The 19839-nt window shown below is 53.0% G+C and carries 22 protein-coding genes; 4 read left to right on the plus strand and 18 right to left on the minus strand.

The features are described 5' to 3' along the window. The 7 genes from hscB to trmJ form a co-directional block, all read right to left on the minus strand. Nucleotides 1-525 carry a co-chaperone HscB gene (gene hscB, locus H1D31_RS00910; RefSeq protein ID WP_261255214.1) on the minus strand — a complete coding sequence of 175 codons (525 nt, stop codon included), beginning with the start codon at nt 523-525 and terminating at the stop codon, nt 1-3. An 18-nt stretch (nt 526-543) separates the two neighbouring features. Further along, the gene (gene iscA / locus H1D31_RS00915; RefSeq protein WP_008608980.1) at nt 544-867 is read right to left on the minus strand and encodes an iron-sulfur cluster assembly protein IscA; all 324 of its coding nucleotides are present in this window, start codon (nt 865-867) and stop codon (nt 544-546) included. Between the two features lie 6 nt (nt 868-873). After that, nucleotides 874-1257: a Fe-S cluster assembly scaffold IscU gene (iscU, locus tag H1D31_RS00920; protein WP_008608981.1), complete on the minus strand. Its 384-nt coding sequence runs from the start codon at nt 1255-1257 to the stop codon at nt 874-876. 27 nt (nt 1258-1284) lie between these two features. After that, entirely contained in the window at nt 1285-2499 is a 1215-nt protein-coding gene (locus H1D31_RS00925) for an IscS subfamily cysteine desulfurase (RefSeq protein ID WP_261255217.1), read from the minus strand. A 19-nt stretch (nt 2500-2518) separates the two neighbouring features. Continuing rightward, the gene (iscR, locus tag H1D31_RS00930; RefSeq protein WP_008608983.1) at nt 2519-2998 is read right to left on the minus strand and encodes a Fe-S cluster assembly transcriptional regulator IscR; all 480 of its coding nucleotides are present in this window, start codon (nt 2996-2998) and stop codon (nt 2519-2521) included. A gap of 83 nt (nt 2999-3081) precedes the next feature. Beyond that, a complete protein-coding gene (cysE, locus tag H1D31_RS00935) occupies nt 3082-3885 on the minus strand; it encodes a serine O-acetyltransferase (protein WP_261255218.1) in 804 nt (267 codons plus the stop codon). A gap of 5 nt (nt 3886-3890) precedes the next feature. Beyond that, the gene (trmJ, locus tag H1D31_RS00940) at nt 3891-4634 is read right to left on the minus strand and encodes a tRNA (cytosine(32)/uridine(32)-2'-O)-methyltransferase TrmJ (protein ID WP_261255219.1); all 744 of its coding nucleotides are present in this window, start codon (nt 4632-4634) and stop codon (nt 3891-3893) included. Nucleotides 4635-4804: 170 nt separating this feature from the next. Between trmJ and H1D31_RS00945 the strand changes: the two genes are divergently transcribed. From H1D31_RS00945 to H1D31_RS00955, 3 genes are read left to right on the plus strand one after another with little or no spacing between them, the layout of a single operon-like run. Continuing rightward, the gene (locus H1D31_RS00945) at nt 4805-5647 is read left to right on the plus strand and encodes a class I SAM-dependent methyltransferase (RefSeq protein WP_261255220.1); all 843 of its coding nucleotides are present in this window, start codon (nt 4805-4807) and stop codon (nt 5645-5647) included. A 33-nt stretch (nt 5648-5680) separates the two neighbouring features. Further along, nucleotides 5681-6970, plus strand: coding sequence for a phosphoribosylamine--glycine ligase (gene purD, locus H1D31_RS00950; protein WP_261255221.1), 1290 nt, complete (start codon nt 5681-5683; stop codon nt 6968-6970). Nucleotides 6971-7025: 55 nt separating this feature from the next. Continuing rightward, complete coding sequence (locus tag H1D31_RS00955; RefSeq protein WP_261255222.1) at nt 7026-8804, plus strand: ExeM/NucH family extracellular endonuclease; 1779 nt, start codon at nt 7026-7028, stop codon at nt 8802-8804. Here the strand turns inward: H1D31_RS00955 and H1D31_RS00960 are convergent. Further along, the gene (locus H1D31_RS00960) at nt 8801-9193 is read right to left on the minus strand and encodes an MAPEG family protein (RefSeq protein ID WP_261255223.1); all 393 of its coding nucleotides are present in this window, start codon (nt 9191-9193) and stop codon (nt 8801-8803) included. The genes H1D31_RS00955 and H1D31_RS00960 overlap by 4 nt on opposite strands. A 135-nt stretch (nt 9194-9328) precedes the next feature. Here H1D31_RS00960 and H1D31_RS00965 point away from each other — a divergent pair, with 135 nt between their 5' ends. Continuing rightward, nucleotides 9329-10225: a phosphoribulokinase gene (locus tag H1D31_RS00965; RefSeq protein WP_261255224.1), complete on the plus strand. Its 897-nt coding sequence runs from the start codon at nt 9329-9331 to the stop codon at nt 10223-10225. A 78-nt stretch (nt 10226-10303) separates the two neighbouring features. Here H1D31_RS00965 and speD read toward each other — a convergent pair whose 3' ends face one another. The 10 genes from speD to trpS all read right to left on the minus strand — a co-directional run bounded on the left by speD (nt 10304) and on the right by trpS (nt 19820). Beyond that, entirely contained in the window at nt 10304-11110 is an 807-nt protein-coding gene (speD, locus tag H1D31_RS00970) for an adenosylmethionine decarboxylase (protein WP_008608992.1), read from the minus strand. Between the two features lie 72 nt (nt 11111-11182). Next, entirely contained in the window at nt 11183-11593 is a 411-nt protein-coding gene (locus H1D31_RS00975; protein ID WP_008608993.1) for an OsmC family protein, read from the minus strand. Nucleotides 11594-11741: 148 nt separating this feature from the next. Further along, the gene (locus H1D31_RS00980) at nt 11742-12092 is read right to left on the minus strand and encodes a DUF3802 family protein (protein WP_008608994.1); all 351 of its coding nucleotides are present in this window, start codon (nt 12090-12092) and stop codon (nt 11742-11744) included. Between the two features lie 131 nt (nt 12093-12223). Next, entirely contained in the window at nt 12224-13693 is a 1470-nt protein-coding gene (gene astD, locus H1D31_RS00985; protein ID WP_008608995.1) for a succinylglutamate-semialdehyde dehydrogenase, read from the minus strand. Between the two features lie 14 nt (nt 13694-13707). After that, entirely contained in the window at nt 13708-14724 is a 1017-nt protein-coding gene (astA, locus tag H1D31_RS00990) for an arginine N-succinyltransferase (RefSeq protein ID WP_008608996.1), read from the minus strand. Between the two features lie 163 nt (nt 14725-14887). Then, complete coding sequence (locus tag H1D31_RS00995; RefSeq protein ID WP_008608997.1) at nt 14888-16105, minus strand: aspartate aminotransferase family protein; 1218 nt, start codon at nt 16103-16105, stop codon at nt 14888-14890. Nucleotides 16106-16369: 264 nt separating this feature from the next. After that, nucleotides 16370-16954 carry an anthranilate synthase component II gene (locus H1D31_RS01000; protein WP_065955717.1) on the minus strand — a complete coding sequence of 195 codons (585 nt, stop codon included), beginning with the start codon at nt 16952-16954 and terminating at the stop codon, nt 16370-16372. A gap of 18 nt (nt 16955-16972) precedes the next feature. Next, nucleotides 16973-17944: an L-threonylcarbamoyladenylate synthase gene (locus H1D31_RS01005; protein ID WP_261255229.1), complete on the minus strand. Its 972-nt coding sequence runs from the start codon at nt 17942-17944 to the stop codon at nt 16973-16975. A 50-nt stretch (nt 17945-17994) separates the two neighbouring features. Next, nucleotides 17995-18786, minus strand: a complete 792-nt coding sequence (locus H1D31_RS01010) for a DUF6671 family protein (protein WP_261255230.1) — start codon at nt 18784-18786, stop codon at nt 17995-17997. Nucleotides 18787-18815: 29 nt separating this feature from the next. After that, nucleotides 18816-19820 carry a tryptophan--tRNA ligase gene (trpS, locus tag H1D31_RS01015; protein ID WP_261255232.1) on the minus strand — a complete coding sequence of 335 codons (1005 nt, stop codon included), beginning with the start codon at nt 19818-19820 and terminating at the stop codon, nt 18816-18818. Nucleotides 19821-19839 lie beyond the last annotated feature (19 nt).

The raw sequence follows: 19839 nt of genomic DNA on the forward strand, positions 1-19839 counted from the left end.
TCAGTCTTGTAGTTGCTGTTCGATTAACTCCAGCTCTTGCTGCAGTTTGTAAAAGAATTTTAGCTTGCGTACCAGTTCGGCTGCCAGCTGATCTTGCGCCGCCGTGCCTGAAGCCAACGCCTGATGCAGTGCCTTCAGTAACGCTTTACGTTGCTGTTGCAGTTCTTGCTCGATGTCATACAGCGCCTGTTCAGGGTCGGCTGCGCCTGATAACTCGGCTAACTGTTCCCGCAGTTCCATTTGCTGCATTAAAAACGCCGGATCAGTAAAGCTGCGCTGTTCATTGCTTAGCTTAATGCCGCGTAGTGCCAGCATATGTTCAGCGCGTAACAACGGGTGTTTCAGGCTATGGTAAGCATCATTGATATTCGCCGTTTGCTGTACAGCGAGCAGCCGGTCGCGTTCCGAACCGGCGGCGTAGTTGTCCGGATGAAAACGCTTCTGCAGCGCCAGATAGCGTGAGCCGAGCTCAGCCAAATCCAGCTCGAACTGCTCGGGCAGATCAAACAACTGAAAATAGTTCATCTTACCTCAGTGCCTGACTTATACCGTGAAGCTTTCGCCGCAACCGCACTCGCCGTTAACATTCGGATTATTGAATTTAAAGCCTTCGTTCAGCCCTTCTTTGACAAAGTCGAGCTGAGTACCATCGATATAGACCAGGCTTTTGCCATCGACCACCAGCTTCAGACCATGATCTTCGAATACCTGATCATCTTCATTCAGCTCATCCACAAATTCCAGTACGTAAGCCAGGCCAGAGCAACCGGTAGTTTTCACACCGACCCGCAGCCCGACACCCTTGCCCCGGTTTTGCAAAAAGCTGCCAACCCGCTCGGCGGCAGCAGCTGTCATCGAAATTGCCATCTGGCCTTAGCCTCCGCGCTTTTGTTTGTAATCAGCAATAGCGGCTTTAATGGCGTCTTCAGCCAGGATCGAGCAGTGAATTTTTACCGGTGGCAACGCCAGCTCTTGCGCGATGTCGGTATTTTTAATTTGCTGGGCTTCGTCCAGTGTTTTGCCTTTCACCCATTCAGTTACCAGTGAACTGGAGGCAATAGCACTGCCACAACCATAGGTCTTAAACTTGGCATCTTCGATCACGCCCTGTTCGTTAACCTTAATTTGCAGCTTCATTACGTCACCGCAAGCGGGTGCGCCGACCATACCGGTGGCAACACTGGGATCATCTTTAGCGAAAGAACCAACGTTACGTGGGTTTTCGTAGTGATCAATTACTTTGTTACTGTATGCCATGATAATTACCTCTCTGCTGGCGTGCGCTTAGTGAGCGACCCAGGCTACAGTGTTTAAATCAATACCGTCTTTGTACATATCCCACAGCGGCGACATCTCACGCAGCTTGGCGATAGCCTCATGTACAATCTTGATGGTGTGGTCAATCTGCTCTTCGGTAGTGAAACGGCCGATACTAAAACGAATTGAACTGTGCGCCAACTCGTCGGACAGCCCCAAAGCCCGCAGCACATAAGATGGCTCTAAGCTGGCAGAGGTACAGGCAGAGCCTGAAGACACGGCGATATCTTTTAGCGCCATAATCAGCGACTCACCTTCAACGTAGTTAAAGCTGACGTTGGTAATATTCGGTACCCGTGAATTGGCATCACCGTTTAAAAAGACCTGTTCAATATCTTTAATACCGTTCCACAGCCGGTCACGCAATGCCGTGATCCGCTGCTGTTCAGTGGCCATTTCTTCTTTGGCCAGGCGGAAGGCTTCACCCATCGCCACGATTTGGTGTGTCGCCAGGGTGCCTGAACGCATACCACGTTCATGACCACCACCATGGGTTTGTGCTTCTAAACGAATACGAGGCTTACGACGCACGAACAGAGCGCCAATACCTTTCGGGCCATAGGTTTTATGACCAGAAAACGACATTAAATCGACTTTCAGCTGCTGCAGATCAATCTCAACCTTGCCGGTGGCCTGAGCCGCATCAACATGGAAAATAATACCTTTACTGCGACACAATTCCCCTATTGCCGCAACATCCTGCACCACGCCAATTTCATTATTGACCATCATAATGCTAACCACAGTGGTATCCGGGCGCATCGCCTGTTCCAGCTTAGTCAGATCAACCAGACCATTGGCTTCCACATCCAGATAAGTCACTTCAAAGCCGTCACGCTCTAACTGACGCATAGTATCTAATACGGCTTTATGCTCTGTTTTGACGGTGATCAGGTGTTTACCTTTTTTATGGTAAAACTCGGCGGCGCCTTTAATCGCCAGGTTATTCGACTCGGTCGCACCTGAGGTGAATACAATTTCACGCGGATCAGCATTGACCAGCTCAGCAATTTGACTGCGGGCAATTTCTACCGCTTCTTCAGCCTGCCAGCCAAAACGATGCGAACGCGAGGCCGGGTTACCAAACTGGCCGTCCATGGTCAGGAACTGCATCATTTTCTCCGCAACCCGTGGATCAACCGGGGTGGTCGCAGCATAGTCTAAATAAATGGGTAGCTTCATTGTTGGCTCCGTGTTGCGCTTATAGCTGACAGCTGACTTCAATATCCGTTGCCGGATTCTTAACTTTACGGCTTTGTTGCAAAGCGGTTTGCCGCACTTCTTCCTGATTAACCAGCTCTTCAAGGCTGATATTGGTCAGGAAGTCTTCAATTCGATGGCTCAGATTGCTCCACAAGGTGTGGGTCAGACAGCGGGCACCGCCATGACAATCTGATTTGCCCTGACAACGGGTGGCATCGACCGACTCATCTACTGCAGCAATAACCGCAGACACGGAAATCGCCGCCGCCGGCAGACCCAGTTGATAGCCACCACCCGGGCCACGCACACTGCTGACTAAACCCTGCTTGCGAAGGCGGGCAAATAATTGCTCAAGGTAAGACAAGGAAATACCTTGCCGCTCCGAGATATCAGCCAGGGGTACCGGGCCTTTTACGGCATGTAGTGCCACATCAAGCATGGCGGTAACAGCATAGCGGCCTTTGGAGGTTAAACGCATAGTCAACTCCTGTTGCAGAATGCTGCTATTGTACATTCCTGACTATTTTAGTCAAGTATAAACCTGACTAAAACAGTCAGGTATTAGGCACTGGCGCTCTCGTCTTCTTTACGCCGCTGCTCAGCAGCGCGTTGCTCTGCCAGCTTAAATTCGGCTTCGTCAATCTTCACCTGCGGCAACTCAGAACAGACATTGCCCCCCAGCTGATTGACGCTCTGACACAGCTCGGTGACCTTGTTATCCAGAAAATGAATATGATCCAGCAAACTACCGATAGCATTGGCAACCGGATCCGGGTTATCAGCCGAGACGGCATAAGCATCAAAGCCAAACTTTTTCGCCATCTGCTGCCGCTGCGCTGAGGTTTCGGCATCGGCTTTCGCCACGACCCGCCCCGGGATGCCAATAACGGTAGCGCCGGCCGGCACATCTTTTACCACCACCGCATTCGAGCCGATACGGGCATTTTCGCCAACATATAAGGGCCCCAGCACCTTGGCACCGGCGCCAATCACCACGCCTTTCCCCAGGGTAGGATGGCGTTTGCCCGGGCTCCAGCTGGTACCACCCAGCGTCACGCCGTGATACAGGGTGCAGTCATCGCCAATTTCAGCGGTTTCCCCAATCACCACTCCCATGCCATGATCGATAAAAAAACGGCGGCCAATCCGCGCGCCGGGATGGATCTCCACCCCGGTTAACCAGCGACCAATGGTACTTAACCAGCGGGCCAGCCATTTCCAGTTGGCTTGCCATAATTTATGGCTTAAGCGATGCAGCCAGATAGCATGCAAACCAGGATAGGTGGTTAATACCTCAAAAGTACTGCGCGCCGCCGGATCGCGATCAAATACACTGCGAATATCTTCTTTGATACCGGAAAACATGCCAATTACTCCTTGTGAGTAGTCTGATCCACTTTTTCCAAGCGCAACATCGAGGTCAGAATACCGCGCAAAATATTATACTCAGCTTCTTCCGGTCGCGCCCGGGTGAATAACCGACGCAGCTTAGTCATCACCACACCCGGATGCTGCTTAATAATAAAGCCGGTATGCGTCAGTGCCGTTTCCAGGTGCTGGAAAAAGTTTTCCATCTGCAACGAGGTCGGATAGGCAGTATTGTCGGCTTCCGGCGTCGCCTCGCGCGCTGCCAGATAAGCCATCCGTACTTCGTAGCAGAAAATTTGTACCGCCATCGCCAGATTTAATGAGCTGTATTCCGGATTGGCATCAATACAAACATGATAATGACAAAGTTGTAATTCTTCGTTGCTCAGACCATTGCTTTCACGGCCAAATACCAGCGCCACCGGTGCGGTCGTCGCTTGCTGCACGGCTTTGATACCGCATTCGCGGCTGGATAGCATTGGCCAGCTCAGAGTGCGGGAGCGGGCACTACTGCCAACAACCAGCGCACAATCGGCAATGGCTTGTTCCAGGGTGTCATAGGTTTGTGCCGCCGCCAGAATTTCACTGGCACCGGCCGCCAGCGCATAGGCCTGACCATCCGGTGCCGTCTTCGGCGCGACCAGACACAGCTGTGATAAGCCCATGGTTTTCATCGCCCGGGCGACCGAACCAATATTCCCGGTATGCGTCGTACCCACTAATACGACTTTAATCTGATCTAACATAGAGCGACCTGCACTAAAAAGGTCGGCTATTCTAACATAGCCAACCGGGGTTGTAGATTGAAATTTAGCAGTCTAGCCACCCAAACAATCAGAAGCAAGCCATTGCCAAAAGCCGCTGCATTTCGGCGGTTGCTTTGCTAAACTATCGCCACTTTTTGAAGGAGCTGTTGATGTTAACCCAACTGAGCCGAGTTCTGAGTCGCCCTAGCCTGCTATTAAGCAGCCTGTTACTGTCATCTGCGGTGGTCGCGACCACCCCAATAGCCAGCCTGGAGCAGGCAGTCAGTAATAATCCACTGCGTTCTGCCGCCAATATGGCGCGCGATCAATACCGCAACCCGCTACCCACCCTGCAGTTTTTCGACGTTACCCCGCAAGCCACAGTGGTTGAAATCTCCCCCGGTGGTGGCTGGTATACCGAAATTCTGGCGCCGCTGCTCGCGGAGCAAGGGGTGTATTACGCCGCCCACTTTCCGGCCAGCGCCGAAGGCTATGGCCAACGCAGCCGGCAGGCCTTTGTGGAAAAGCTCTCTGCTAATCCAGCCTATAGCAAGGTAAAGCTAACCGAGTTTGCACCACGCCCCGGGATTGAAATTGCCCCGGCAGGCAGTGCCGATGTCGTACTGACGTTCCGCAATTTACATAACTGGTATATGGCCGGTGGTGAAGAGGCAATGCTAACGGCCTTTGCTCACTTTTACACAGCGTTAAAGCCCGGTGGCGTGCTGGGTATTGTCGAACATCGGTTGCCGGAAACCCAGCTGGATACTGATTGGACCCGCAGTGGCTATATGCCAGAGAGCCTGACCATTAAACTGGCGGAACAAGCTGGCTTTACGCTGGAAGCCCGTAGTGAGATTAATGCTAACCCGAAAGATACTGCCGATCATCCGGGTGGTGTCTGGACTCTGCCCCCAACCCTGCGGCTGGGTGAACAGGATCGGGATAAATATCTGGCCATCGGTGAAAGTGACCGTATGACCTTAAAGTTTCGGAAACCTGCAACGCCCTGATCGCTGGGCGTCCTGACTAAAACGGAAAAACTAATGAAAGTAATGGTAATAGGTGGCGGCGGCCGCGAACATGCTCTGGCCTGGAAAGCGGCACAATCGCCTCTGGTAACTCAGGTGTTCGTGGCACCGGGTAATGCCGGTACGGCCCTGGAAAGCAATTTGCAGAACGTGGCCATCGCCGCAGACGATGTCGATGCCCTGCTGGCCTTTGCACAGCAAGAGCAGATCGGCCTCACTATTGTTGGGCCGGAAGCACCGCTGGCAAAAGGTGTGGTAGATCAATTCCGTGCTGCCGGCCTGGCGATTTTTGGCCCAACCCGCGCTGCCGCCCAGCTGGAAAGCTCTAAAGTCTTCGCGAAAGACTTTTTAGCACGGCACCGGATCCCAACCGCCGCCTACCAGAACTTTACAGAGATCGAAGCCGCCAAAGACTATGTTCGCCGTTTAGGCACGCCTATCGTGATTAAGGCCGACGGTCTGGCTGCCGGTAAGGGCGTGATTATCGCCCAAACCGAAGCTGAAGCTTTCGCTGCCATCGAAGATATGCTCAGTGGTAATAAGTTTGGTGATGCTGGTAGCCGGGTAGTGATTGAAGAATTCCTGACCGGTGAAGAAGCCTCCTTTATCGTGATGGTCGATGGTCAACATGCGCTGGCCTTTGCCTCGTCGCAGGATCATAAGGCACGCGATAATGCAGATAAGGGTCCGAATACCGGCGGTATGGGTGCCTATTCACCGGCTCCGGTGGTGACAGCTGAAGTGCATGACTGGGTAATGCAACAGGTGATTTATCCAACGGTCCGCGGCATGGCGGCCGAGGGTAATGTCTTTACCGGCTTTCTGTATGCCGGCCTGATGATTGCGCCGGATGGCTCGGCAAAGGTACTGGAATTTAACTGCCGCTTTGGCGATCCGGAAACCCAACCGATCATGCTGCGGCTGCAATCCGATCTGGTAGCACTGTGTCAGGCTGCCGTGGACGGTAAACTGGACCAGATGCAATTGGAGTTCAGTCCACAGGCCGCAGTAGGCGTGGTACTGGCCGCAGGTGGCTATCCGGATACCTATGCCAAAGGTAAGGTGATCGGCGGCCTGGAGCAAGCTGCGCTGTTACCGGGCAAAGTGTTTCATGCTGGCACTGAGCTGAAAGATGGTCAGGTGCTGACTAACGGTGGTCGGGTACTCTGTGCTACGGCGCTGGGTGAGACTGTCACCGCCGCGCAACAAGCCGCCTATACACTGGCTGGCGCGATTAGCTGGGAGCAACTGTATTATCGTACCGACATCGGTTACCGGGCAGTCGCGCGCGAACAGCAAAAATAACCCTTACAAAACCTATAAAAGGTGCTGCGGCACCTTTTTTTATCGGGATTGCAACATGAAAAAATCGTTATGGCTTAGCCTGGCTAGCCTGCTTGTGTTAACGGCCTGTCAGCAGGCACCTGTTAGCTGCGAAGCGACATCACATAGTATCGCGCAGGTTCAGGGCAGTGGAATAGAAAGCCCGCTCCTCGGCCAGCAGGTCAGTATTCAGGGCGTCGTGCTGGGCGTCGTCTATGCTGATGGCCCTATGCCCGGTCTGATGCTGCAAAGTCAGGTACCGGATCAGGACCCGCTGACGGCCGAAGGTATCTTTGTCGCGCTGAATAACGCCGAACAGTACCAGGCCGGCCAGCTGTTAAGTGTGCGCGGCACTGTAGCCGAAGTCGAGCAGCTGACCAGCCTGATCGATGTTGAGGTACTAAGTGATTGCGGTCAGGCCGAGCTGGCGCCGCTGAGTCTGACTCTCCCCTTGCCAGCCGAGCTAAGTTGGGAAGCTTACGAGGGGATGTGGCTGCGGATCGAGCAGCCACTGGTAGTGACTGACAGCTATAATCTGGGGCGCTATGGTGAAATTATGCTGGCCGACCAGCGACTGATGGTACCGACGCAGGTGGCAACACCAGGTGCCGCTGCCCAGCAACTGGCAGCAGAAAATGACAGACGCAGTATTTTGCTTGATGACGGCCGTTATCAGCAAAATCCGGACCCGCTGCCTTACCCGGACACTGGCCTCAGTGCTTATAACAGTTTACGGGTCGGTGATCAGGTACTGAATATTGAAGGGATCCTTCACCAGGATGAACGCGGTTACCGCTTGCTACCAACGGCAAAACCCAGCTTTATCACAACGAACCCAAGGCCGGCTGCACCGAATAAAACCGCAGCAGATGAGTTACGTATCGCCAGCTATAACGTGCTGAATTTCTTTACCGGCCATGGCCAGGAAAATGCCTTCCCAACCCGGCGTGGTGCCCGTAATGCAGCAGAGTTAGCGCGCCAGCAAGCCAAGTTGGTGGAAGCCCTGCTGGCACTGGATGCCGATATTATCGGCTTACTGGAGCTGGAGAATAATGGCTATACCGAGGGCAGTGCCAGCGCCACCCTGTTAGCCGCCTTAAATGCACGCAGCAACGAGCCCTACCAGCAGGTGGTACTTGCCGATGCACCGGGCAGCGACGATATCAAAGTTGGCCTGTTTTATCGGGCCAGCCGGGTAACAGCAGTGGGTCAGGCGGCCAGCCAAACTGCCGCGCCCTTTACCCGCTTGCATCGGCCACCGGTTGCACAAAGCTTCCGGCATCACGCATCAGAGCAGGTGGTGACGGTGGCGATAAACCACTTTAAGTCAAAAGGCAGCTGTCCGAGAACAGGTAACGCCGATTACGCCACACAGCGCGATCAGGGCGATGGCCAGGCCTGCTGGAATGCCGCCCGGGTTGAGGCAGCAACGGCGCTACATCAGTGGTTAGCGACTACCCCAACCGGGGTGACCACGGCATATCAGGTGATTATGGGTGATTTTAATGCCTACCGGCAGGAAGATCCGATCCGCTGGTTTGAACAACAAGGCTGGCAATATCTGGATGATGGTAAGGCAGCGTCCTATTCCTTTGTATTCAGAGGACAGAGCGGCTCACTGGACCACTTGTTAACGACACCGGCGCTGGCAGAAAAGATGGTTAGCTTTACACATTGGCCGATTAACGCCGATGAGCCTGTGCTGCTGGATTACAGCACCCGTTTTAAACCCGCCAGTCAGCGTGAGCAACTGTTTGCGCCAAACCCATATCGTTCATCCGACCACGATCCGATTTTAGCGACCTTTCGCTTTTAAAGCCTTGCCAGTGCCAGCAGCATCAAGCTGATGGCACTGGCCATCGACGCCAGCCAGATCAGACTGCGCAATGTTGCCCAGTTCAGCCAGTAACAAAGCAGATAGCCGACTCGACAACCGACAAAACTCCAGGCCAGCAGTTGCATCAGTGGCGTAACCTGCCCGACCGCCAGCACCATCAGCACGGCCACACTAAAGAACGCCAGCGCCTCAAAGCTATTGTAATGCGCCGCAGTACAACGCTGACCAAAATCACTGAGTTGGCTTTGTTGCTGACGCGGATAATGATTGTCGTAGCCACCGGCGCGATGCATAGCCCAGACCAGGGGCAGTTTGGCCAGATAAGGTAAAATGGCAATCAAAAACAACGGCATTAAGATGCCAGACATGTGAAGTTCTCCTATTAAATTCCGGGTAATACCAGCTTGTACTTAAGCCAGCCATTTCGGATCAACAAAAAGGTGGGTTGCGTAAAGCCCTGCGGATCCGCTAAGGTACTTTTAATTCAGCTTCTGGTAAGTGTTATGTCGCATAAAAATCCTATCATTGCCGTGACCGGCTCCTCTGGCGCTGGCACCACCACCACCAGCAATGCCTTTAAACATATTTTCCGCACTCTGGGTATTGATGCCGCCTTTGTTGAAGGTGATTGTTTTCATCGTTACAGCCGGCCGGAAATGGATGTCGCGATCCGTAAAGCGAAGGAAGAAGGCCGCTATATCAGCTATTTTGGTCCGGAAGCCAATGACTTTGGCGCCCTGGAAAACTTTTTTGCCAGTTACGCCGAAAATGGCACCGGCCGGATCCGTCATTATTTACATACCTTTGACGAAGCCGTGCCCTATAACCAATTGCCCGGTACCTTTACGCCCTGGCAGGACCTGCGGCCAAATACCGATCTGCTGTTTTACGAAGGCTTGCATGGTGCGGCAGTGACGGAACAACATAATGTCGCCCAGCATGTCGATTTGCTGATTGGGATGGTGCCTATCGTCAATCTGGAGTGGATCCAGAAAATTATCCGTGACACCTCAGAGCGCGGCCATAGCCGCGAGGCGGTGCAGGCCAGTATAGTCCGTAGCATGGAAGACTATTTTAATCATATTACGCCACAGTTCTCGCGCACCCATATTAACTTTCAGCGCGTGCCGACGGTCGATACTTCGAATCCTTTCAGTGCTAAAGATATCCCTTCGCTGGACGAAAGCTTTGTGGTGATCCGCTTTCGCGGTATCAAGCATGTCGACTTTCCCTATTATTTGCAGATGATTGACGGTGCCTTTATGTCACGGGTTAATACGCTGGTGGTGCCTGGTGGTAAGATGGGGCTGGCGATGGAGCTGATCCTGACGCCACTGATTGAAGCGCTGATGCTAAAACGACGGGATGCCCGCGGTCAGGCCTCATTATTTAATATCTGAAGTTAATATCTGAGCCTTCGGGTCGCAAAAACAACACAGCCAGCATAAGGCTGGCTGTGTGACTGTCCGTGGTGACGCTTATTTTATTTCCGGCAGGTTACGGCCGTAGAAAATCTCTTTAATTTCGCGGAATACTTTTTTCGAGATCAGTTTCTGCTCTTCCGGCGTCATCGAATCGGTACCCATACCGAACAGGTAATTGTTTAAATCACCTTCTTTTAGCATCATCTTGGTATGGAACAGGTTTTCCTGATAAACGTTAACGTCAATCATCTGGAAAGCTTTCTTCGTATCCTCATCCATAAAATTCTGGATTGAGGTAATCGGGTGGTCGATATAGTGTTTAGTACCACTGACATCACGGGTAAAACCCCGTACCCGGTAATCAATGGTGACCACGTCGGACTCAAAACTATGGATCAGGAAATTCAGCGCTTTTAACGGCGAAATAATACCGCAGGTTGACACCTCAATGTCAGCACGGAAAGTACAGATACCATCATGTGGGTGCACTTCCGGATAGGTGTGAACACAGATATGGCTCTTATCCAGATGTGCCACCACCGCATCAGGCCGTGGCCCCGGGTTCTCTGAATTATCAGGGTCAACCAGCACCGGCTCTTCGCTAACCAGGATAGTCACGCTGGCACCTTGTGGATCATAGTCCTGCCGGGCGATATTCAATATATTGGCGCCGATGATATCGACCACTTCAGTCAGAATATCTGTCAGGCGATCCGCATTATACTGCTCATCAATATATTCAATATATTCCTGCCGATGCTGTTCGGTTTTGGCATAACAGATATCGTACAGACTAAAACTTAAACTTTTGGTCAGGTTATTAAAACCATGCAGTTTCAGTTTTTCAAAAGGCTTAACCAATTTCTTTGCTCTCCGCTAACGACGCACCAGACGCCGCAGTTAACTTTCAGCCTGACCTTACAGTCATCCTAATCATTCAGCCTGTTTAACACTGAACGAATGCGTTACCTTGACACTCTGTGCCAGCATAATCGAAACTGAGCAGTACTTTTCTGCCGACAGATTAACCGCCCGCTCTACCTGCTTTTCGCTTAAGTCGGTGCCGGTGACCACAAAATGCAAATGCAGCGTGGTGAACACCTTAGGCACGGTTTCTGCGCGCTCCGCAGACAGTTGCACCTCGCAATGCCGGACCTGTTGCCGTGCTTTTTGCAAAATACCCACCACATCAACCGAGGAGCAGGCTCCGGCCGACATCAGCAGCATTTCCATTGGCGTGGGCGCGGTATTGCTGTCACGATCGGCATCAAAAACCACAGCGTGGCCGCTACCTGAACGCCCCAGAAAGGTCAGATTATTCACCCAGCTTACGGTTGCTTCCATCAGACTGTCTCAGCTCAAAAATAAGGCTGGGTATTCTACGGAAAACTCGGTTAAGTCGCCAGTAAAATTATCAGCCGCACTGAGGCTGCGTGGTCAGATTTAAAGCAGTTTGAGCTTTGCAGGGGGCTGTTGCCGCGCTTAACGCGCCCTAATCAAACAGGGCGGCAATAGCGTTATCAAACAGATTTTTAATTAGCAAGGCAATTTCGTTAATCAGATCTTGCTGGTCCTGTGTGGCCGGCTTATCCAGCACGGAAGACAGGATCTCCTGAAAATCATACATAATGCCATCGACCTCACGGATAATCAGTGAGCGGTGGTTGGTTTCCAGTTCAGTGTGTTGGGTACAGAGGGTAATGATTTGTTCTGCAATCTTCTCTTCCAGTAGTACACCAATCGTTTTATTGGCCGGCGCAGCAGGACCTGTCGCAGTAAACAACGACAGATGTTCCGTTAAGAACTGGATCAGGTGTTCATAACCGGGTTTATCAATAACCATAGCCTACCTGTGCACCACTGATTGAGAAGCGACTGCCGGATAACTTGCCCGAACAGCGAAAGGATTTCAATCATTTAAGCAAATATTTGCCCGGAAAACAAATCGGAGCCGCAGCTCCGATTTATTTTGTATTAAAACACCAGGCCAGGTGACAACTGTTCAGGTAACACCACCTGCTCCAGCTCCACTGACGCGACCGGATAAGCGCAATAATCCGCCGCATAGTAAGCACTGGCACGGTGATTACCGCTCTTACCAATACCGCCAAAGGGCGCCGCCGAGCTGGCACCGGTAATAGGCCGGTTCCAGTTAACGATGCCGGCGCGGATCCGCTTGTAGAAGTGTTGATACAGCTCATAGCTATCGCTGAGTAAGCCTGCCGACAGACCGAAGCTGGTGTGATTCGCGGCGGCAATGGCCTGATCAAAGTCAGTGAAGCGGAATACTTTTAACAGCGGGCCAAAGTGCTCTTCGTCCGGGAACTCAGTGATGTCTGAGCATTCGATAATACCAGGTGTAACCAAGGCTTTAGCCGGATCCAGCTGTGTTAACTCCAGCAGTATCTTACCGCCTAGGGCGACTAATTGCTGCTGAGCCTTCAGCATACTTTGCGCCGCAGCCACCGAAATCATCGATCCCATAAAGGGTTGAGGCTGCGCATCGTACTCACCAACCTGGATCTTGCTACTGACATCCAGTAACCGCGCCAGAATCGCATCACCTTCGGCATTTGCCGGCAGATAAAGCTTACGGGCGCAGGTACAACGCTGGCCAGAGGTAATAAAGGCTGATTGAATAATGTCATGTACTGCCGCATCGATATTAGCGACATCCTTTACCAACAGCGGGTTATTGCCACCCATTTCCAGCGCCAGAATTTTCTCCGGCCGGCCGGCAAACTGCTGGTGCAGATAGTGACCGGTGCGGGAGCTACCGGTAAAAAACAGGCCGTCGATGCCATCATCACTGGCCAGTGCCTTACCGGTATCCACTTCACCTTGCACCAGGTTGATCACCCCGGCCGGGATACCGGCTTCCTGCCAAATTTTTACCGTCAGCTCGGCCACTTTCGGGGTCAGCTCAGAGGGTTTAAATACCACGGTATTACCCGCTAACAGCGCAGGTACGATATGACCGTTTGGTAAGTGTCCCGGGAAATTATAGGGGCCGAATACGGCAACTACGCCGTGCGGCTTATGGCGCACAAAGGCACGCCCCTGCGGCATCGGGTTTTCTTTTACGCCGGTGCGCTCTTCATAGGCCCGTACCGAAATATCGATTTTACCGATCATCGCCGTCACTTCAGTGCGGCTTTCCCACAGCGCCTTACCGGTATCTTCAGCGATACAGGCGGCCAGGGCTTCTTTATGTTGATTCAACAGCTCGGCAAAGCGCTTTACCACACTAACCCGTTGTTCGAAACTCAGATCCGCCCAGCTATATTGGGCTTCACGCGCAGCGGCGACCGCGGCTGCCACCTGTTCACTGCTGGCGGCCTGCCCTTGCCAGATCAGCTGATTCTTAGCCGGATCGATAGATTGCATCGGTTTACCGGTACCGGCCAGCCATTGACCATTAATAAACTGCACTGCCTGGTTCATCTGCTACTCCTGTGTTAAATTTTGCTCACCCGCACCCAGTCACCGGCAGCCACATTCAGTGCTGTCGCCAGGGCTGGCGGGATCATGATATGTTCCTGCTCCGGCGCTAAATTCAACTCAGCCCAGGATGCCCGAAAACCGCTCAACGACGTGTTGCTGATTAAACAGGGTTCGCCGGCGGCCACAGCGCCAATCTTTACCAGATAACGTTTACTGTCTCTGACCGTACGGATCTGCTCTACCCGGGCTTCTACCGTCGGACCGGCATCAAAAATATCGACATAGCCACGGCAGGCAAAGCCTTCCGACTCCAGTAACGCCAGCGCCGGCCGGGTTTGCTCATGGACCTTACCAATCACCTGTTGCGCTGCCTTGCTAAGTAAACTGACATAGATCGGATACTTAGGCATCAGCTCGGCAATAAACTCTTTCTGACCAATACCGGTCAGATAGTCTGCGGTTGGGAAGTCCAGCGCAAAAAAGTTTTCCTGCAACCATTGCCAGAACGGTGAATTACCCTGCTGATCGGACACACCGCGTAACTCCGCGATCACCTTATCTGCAAAGCGCTGCCGAAACTCGGCCAGGAACAAAAAACGCATTTTCGATAACAAACGACCATTATGCTTCTGCCTAAAAGGGGTGCGCAGAAACAGCGTGCAGAGTTCACTGACGCCAGTGTAATCGTTACACAACGTCAGAATATCTACTGTTTTGTAGACTCCCAACGAGCGGGAGCTATGCACTACCTTACCCAAATGATAATGGTAGAAGGCGTCATCCAGACCGACCGCGGCTTCCAGAGCACTGGTACCACAGATCTGACCGGTCGTACTGTCTTCCAATACAAACAGATAGCCTTCATCCCCCGGGGCAGAGACCGTCTTGGCAAAAGACGCCTCCGAGCGGCTGATTTTGCGCATCAACAGCTCTTCATTCACCGGCAGCGACGTAAAGCCGTGACCGGACTCCACTGCCATCTGATACAGCGCCGGGTAATCATTCGCTCGGATCGGGCGAATTAACATCATGGTCGCTTACTCCATTTTTGCTTTATCCCATGGTCAGAGCGGCATCCCGCTGGATAGCCGCTGTTGTACCATGAGTCATTTTGCTTGCTTTAAAGTAATATGGTTATGGCAAACGAGGTTGCCGGCTCCGGTGCTCTTAGTGTCACCTTTGGAGCCTGTCAGATCAGGCGGCAGTAACTTGCTGCACCGCGGCTTCAAAGCGGCGCATACCTTCGCGGATCTCTTCTTCAGTGATCACCAGTGATGGCGCAAAACGCACCACCTCGGTGCCGGCAACCAGCGCAAATAAGCCCTGCTCGGCCGCGGCCAGGAAGAAATCACGTGACCGTCCTTTGTACTTTTCATTTAACACCGCACCCAACAACATGCCTTTGCCACGCACCTCGGTAAACACCTGGTACTTTTCATTGATGGCTTGCAGACATTCACGGAAGACCTGTTCGTTCTTCAGTACGCCGCTTAATACTTCCGCGGTGTTGATAGTATCAATCGCCGCTTCAGCAACAGCACAGGCCAGCGGATTACCACCATAGGTACTGCCATGGGTACCGACTTTCAGATGAGCAGCAATAGCAGTGGTAGTTAGCATAGCCCCCACCGGGAAGCCACCGCCTAAAGATTTGGCACTGGTCAGGATATCCGGCGTTACACCATAGTTCATATAGGCGTATAGCTTACCGGTACGGCCAACGCCGGTTTGTACTTCGTCCATCACCAACAGGGCGTTATGCTGATCACACAGCTGGCGTAATCCCTGCAGAAACTCAGCCGTCGCCGGGATAATACCGCCTTCGCCCTGGATCGGTTCCACCACGATGGCACAGGTTTTATCGGAAATCAGCGCTTTAACACTATCCAGATTATTAAATTCTGCATGTAATACCGCGCCTGGCTTAGGACCAAAACCATCGGAGTAGGATGCCTGACCACCCACAGTTACGGTAAAAAACGTCCGGCCATGGAAGCTCTTAGCGAAAGAGATAATTTCGTTCTTATGCTCACCATGGGTATCCAGTGCCCAGCGCCGGGCCAGTTTAAAGGCCGCTTCGTTCGCTTCAGCACCAGAGTTACAGAAATAGACTTTTTCGGCAAAGGTCTGCTCAACCAGTTTCTTCGCTAACCGCAGCGCAGGTTCGTTCGTCAGCACGTTGCTCAGATGCCATAACTTATCGGCCTGGGTTTTCAGTGCATTAACCAGTGCCGGATGACAATGGCCGAGGCTGCTTACTGCAATACCGCCGGCAAAATCAATATACTCACGACCTTCCTGATCCCAGACGCGGGCGCCCTGACCTTTTACCGGGATCAATTTTGCCGGGGCGTAGTTGGGCACCATTACTTCGTCAAACAGCGCTCTGGTTACCTGAATATCAGCAGTCATTTTGTCGTGTCCTCTTCTTATGCGGGCGGGTACAAATTTATAAGTGGGCCATAAAAGGGCCTTAAACGCATTATTACAGATTTAAAAGGCGTTGTCTTGCCCGGAAAAAGCCGTACAAGCCAGAAAATACAAGGCCTGCAGATAGATTTGCATAGGATTTGAATAACTAAGCGCTGGCGTGAGCAACTGTATTGGCTGCGATTGTCAGTCTAACGCAGCAGCCATCAGCGCTGGCGCAGAATTGGCTACGGTTGACGACACAGCTTAAGCAGTCACTGCTAAAAAATTCGCCAACATGGTCCGACCATGTTCGGTCAAAATGGCTTCCGGATGAAACTGCACACCGTGTAATTGCAGCTCCGGCAGCCAAAGCCCCATCAGATCCCGCCAGCCATCCGGCTCGGGAGCGGTATAGGCGGTGTGAACAGCCGCAGCAGGTAAGGTCTCGGCAGCCACCACCAGCGAGTGGTATCGGGTCACGCTAAGCGGGCTTGGCAGGCCGGCAAACAGCGATTGCTGTTGGTGTTCAATCAGGGAGTTTTTGCCATGCATCACCTGACGCGCGCGCAGTACTTTCGCCCCTAACACCTGGGCAATCGCCTGATGGCCCAGACAAACGCCGAGGATCGGCAAGCTGCCGGCAAAATGCTCTATCGCTTTCAAACTGATACCGGCCTGATCCGGGTTGCCCGGGCCGGGTGAGATCACCAGGTAATCTGGCGCCAGCTTACGGATTTGTGCCAATGACAGCTCGTCATTGCGTTTAACCAACACCTGCTGCCCCAGTGCCTGAAAATACTGCACCAGATTCCAGGTAAAGGAATCGTAGTTATCAATCATTAACAACATAACATCTGTCCGTCGCTGTTACTCATGACAGGCAGCACGGCGTAACCGGTCCTGCACGGCTTCCCAGCCTGGGCCGTGCGGGGGCAGCTCGACCAGGATCTGCGCCACGCCTTGTTGATCAGCCAGAAATAACTGGTGATAAAGTTGTTGGCCGTAAGCTGCCGCACTGGCGGGTAACTGTTGCCGGTAGCTAACCGCAGGTAACGGCAAGACACTAAAATGCAATACCGCGGTAGGCAGGGTATTGCTGGCAAGCTGCGCCAGTAATGCATCAGATGGCAACAGATAGACAGGGGTATTCGGCTGATAATGGGCACCGACATTACCGGATACTTTAACCTGGTGCTCGCGCGGCGTGCTGACGGTACACCCCAGCACCTGTTCCAGCTGCGCGGCCGTTATTGGCCCGCTGCGCAGGATCTGCGGCTGTGAAGTGGTTAAATCGACAATGGTCGACTCCAGACCATGCTCACAAGGTCCGCCATCCAGCACGGCGGCAATTTTCCCGGCCATGCCATGCAGCACCTGAGCGGCACGGGTTGGACTGAGTTTTTTATAGGGATTGGCCGACGGTGCGGCAACCGCCAGTCTGGCTTGTTGTAACAACGACAGCAGTGCCGGATGAGCGGGCATCCGGATCCCGATGGTTTCCAGACCACCGGTCACCACAGTGCTGACTTGCGGCGCCTTTTTTAGCAATAGCGTCAGGGGGCCGGGCCAAAAGGCAGCGGCCAGCTGATAGGCACTTTGTGGGATCTCTACCGCAAACTGTTCCAGCATTTCAAGTGTTGGGATATGGACTATCAAGGGGTGATCCGCCGGCCGGCCTTTGGCCTGAAAAATTTTCGCCACCGCATCGGCATCTGTCGCATTGGCCGCTAAACCATACACAGTTTCTGTTGGCACTGCCACCAACTCACCCTGCTGCAGCAGGGCTGCTGCCCGGCTGACATCTGCTGGCTGATCCGCAGCTAATAGCTCAGTTTTCATCAGATACTCTTTTCATCGGTTACCCGTACTATTTTAGGCGGTTTCAAGCGTTATGGATTACATTGCGGGCAGTTGGCCGGATCGGCGAAACCGCTGCTATGCAAAAAGTCTTGCTGATAATCGCAGTAGCGACAGCAGGCACGTAGACCGCGGCGCTGCGACGTTGGCTGACCACAGTCGGCACAAGGTAAACCGGTTAACGGCAGCTCAGGCCAAAACCCCGGTTTATGGCAACGCGGGCAAAGTTGTTGCAGCCGTTGCCGCAAATTGTCGGCCGCCAACCGGATCACCTGCTGTCGCTCCGGACTGCAGTGGGCACGTAAGTCATATTCGAGCGTTACCGCGCCCTTGGCTAACCATTGCTCGCAGCACAACAGCGCCTGCGCCGGCGTTAATGCCTTTTCCAGGCAAGCGCCCTGCTTTACCAATAGCAGTTGTCCGTCGGGGATCGTGGGCAGTATAGTCTGTAACATGGCAGCTTCGGTAAGCTGCCAGCTACGGGCACTACAAAGTTGCTGTGCCACTGCAGTCACTGCCCAGCCCTCGTCAATATTGACACAGCAGAGCAACTCCTGATTCAGGGTACCCAAACCATAGGGGCCGGCATTAAAACTACCCTCACTGCCGATACCGATCGCCGAACCGGATAACTCTGCCGCGAGAGCCGCTTTGCGTAATGCGCATTCGGCCGCTGTCATAAAACGCGGTCGCTCACCAGCAAAACTGCCTAGCAAGTCGGTATCAAAACCGCTTACCGTCTGGATCTGCCAACCCAGCGCCGCCAGGGCTTCGGTCAGCAGCGGCACCTTGCCATGTTGGGTCAGAAAGGCGACCTGCTGCATCAGGGGAACTCCGGCAACAACAGTAGCGCTTAGGGCGCCACAAAACCTACAGCTGCGTTGACTGCTGCCAGGGTGCGGCTGGCATGCTCACGGGCTTTGGCGGCACCTTCGCGCATCACTTGCTGCATTAGCGTTTGGTCGGCCCGGATGTCACGGAATTTTTGCTGTACCGGCTCAAGCAGAGCGATGACCGCATCGGCAACATCACCTTTTAAATGGCCGTACATCTTGCCTTCATACTCGGCTTCCAGTGCCGCCACCGTTTTACCGGTAACACCGCTGAGAATATTCAGCAGGTTAGCAACGCCTGGCTTGTTATCCAGGTCAAAATACACCCGTGGCGGATCTTCAGAGTCCGTGATGGCTTTTTTAAATTTCTTGCTGATCATCTTCGGATCTTCCAGCAAGCCGACGAAGTTCCACGGGTTGTCATCCGATTTTGACATCTTTTTGGTCGGTTCCTGCAGGCTCATCACCCGGGCGGCCACCTGAGGGATAAAGGGTTCCGGCACCGTAAAGATGTCACCATGCAACGCATTGAACCGCGTCGCGACATCACGCGCCAATTCCAGATGCTGCTTCTGATCATGACCTACAGGGACCTGATTCGCCTGATACAGCAGGATATCGGCCGCCATCAGCACCGGGTAGGTAAACAGACCGGCATTCACATTATTGTTATGCCGCTCTGACTTATCTTTAAACTGGGTCATCCGGCTCAGCTCACCAAACTGGGTGTAGCAGTTCAGCACCCAGGCCAGCTGGCTATGCTCAGGGACATGCGATTGCAGAAAAACAGCTGAGCGCTTTGGATCAATACCACAAGCCAGATACAGCGCCAGACTGTCCAGCGAGGCACTGTGCAGTGCTGCCGGCTCCTGCCGCACAGTAATCGCATGCAGATCGACAATGCAATACAGACAGTTGTAGTCATCCTGCATCTGATCCCACTGCCGCAGTGCGCCCAGATAGTTACCGATAGTCAGTTGTCCGGATGGCTGGGCGCCACTGAGTACTATGGGTTTACTGCTCATGCTGTGCATAATCCTGTGT

The organism is Alishewanella sp. BS5-314, assembly GCF_025377695.1.
GTDB lineage: Bacteria > Pseudomonadota > Gammaproteobacteria > Enterobacterales > Alteromonadaceae > Alishewanella > Alishewanella aestuarii.

Coding starts and splice junctions, on each gene's coding strand:
- hscB (WP_261255214.1), bottom strand. CDS start 525: ATGAACTATTTTCAGTTGTTTGATCTGCCCGAGCAGTTCGAGCTGGAT.
- iscA (WP_008608980.1), bottom strand. CDS start 867: ATGGCAATTTCGATGACAGCTGCTGCCGCCGAGCGGGTTGGCAGCTTT.
- iscU (WP_008608981.1), bottom strand. CDS start 1,257: ATGGCATACAGTAACAAAGTAATTGATCACTACGAAAACCCACGTAAC.
- H1D31_RS00925 (WP_261255217.1), bottom strand. CDS start 2,499: ATGAAGCTACCCATTTATTTAGACTATGCTGCGACCACCCCGGTTGAT.
- iscR (WP_008608983.1), bottom strand. CDS start 2,998: ATGCGTTTAACCTCCAAAGGCCGCTATGCTGTTACCGCCATGCTTGAT.
- cysE (WP_261255218.1), bottom strand. CDS start 3,885: ATGTTTTCCGGTATCAAAGAAGATATTCGCAGTGTATTTGATCGCGAT.
- trmJ (WP_261255219.1), bottom strand. CDS start 4,634: ATGTTAGATCAGATTAAAGTCGTATTAGTGGGTACGACGCATACCGGG.
- H1D31_RS00945 (WP_261255220.1), top strand. CDS start 4,805: ATGTTAACCCAACTGAGCCGAGTTCTGAGTCGCCCTAGCCTGCTATTA.
- purD (WP_261255221.1), top strand. CDS start 5,681: ATGAAAGTAATGGTAATAGGTGGCGGCGGCCGCGAACATGCTCTGGCC.
- H1D31_RS00955 (WP_261255222.1), top strand. CDS start 7,026: ATGAAAAAATCGTTATGGCTTAGCCTGGCTAGCCTGCTTGTGTTAACG.
- H1D31_RS00960 (WP_261255223.1), bottom strand. CDS start 9,193: ATGTCTGGCATCTTAATGCCGTTGTTTTTGATTGCCATTTTACCTTAT.
- H1D31_RS00965 (WP_261255224.1), top strand. CDS start 9,329: ATGTCGCATAAAAATCCTATCATTGCCGTGACCGGCTCCTCTGGCGCT.
- H1D31_RS00975 (WP_008608993.1), bottom strand. CDS start 11,593: ATGGAAGCAACCGTAAGCTGGGTGAATAATCTGACCTTTCTGGGGCGT.
- H1D31_RS00980 (WP_008608994.1), bottom strand. CDS start 12,092: ATGGTTATTGATAAACCCGGTTATGAACACCTGATCCAGTTCTTAACG.
- astD (WP_008608995.1), bottom strand. CDS start 13,693: ATGAACCAGGCAGTGCAGTTTATTAATGGTCAATGGCTGGCCGGTACC.
- astA (WP_008608996.1), bottom strand. CDS start 14,724: ATGATGTTAATTCGCCCGATCCGAGCGAATGATTACCCGGCGCTGTAT.
- H1D31_RS00995 (WP_008608997.1), bottom strand. CDS start 16,105: ATGACTGCTGATATTCAGGTAACCAGAGCGCTGTTTGACGAAGTAATG.
- H1D31_RS01000 (WP_065955717.1), bottom strand. CDS start 16,954: ATGTTGTTAATGATTGATAACTACGATTCCTTTACCTGGAATCTGGTG.
- H1D31_RS01005 (WP_261255229.1), bottom strand. CDS start 17,944: ATGAAAACTGAGCTATTAGCTGCGGATCAGCCAGCAGATGTCAGCCGG.
- H1D31_RS01010 (WP_261255230.1), bottom strand. CDS start 18,786: ATGCAGCAGGTCGCCTTTCTGACCCAACATGGCAAGGTGCCGCTGCTG.
- trpS (WP_261255232.1), bottom strand. CDS start 19,820: ATGAGCAGTAAACCCATAGTACTCAGTGGCGCCCAGCCATCCGGACAA.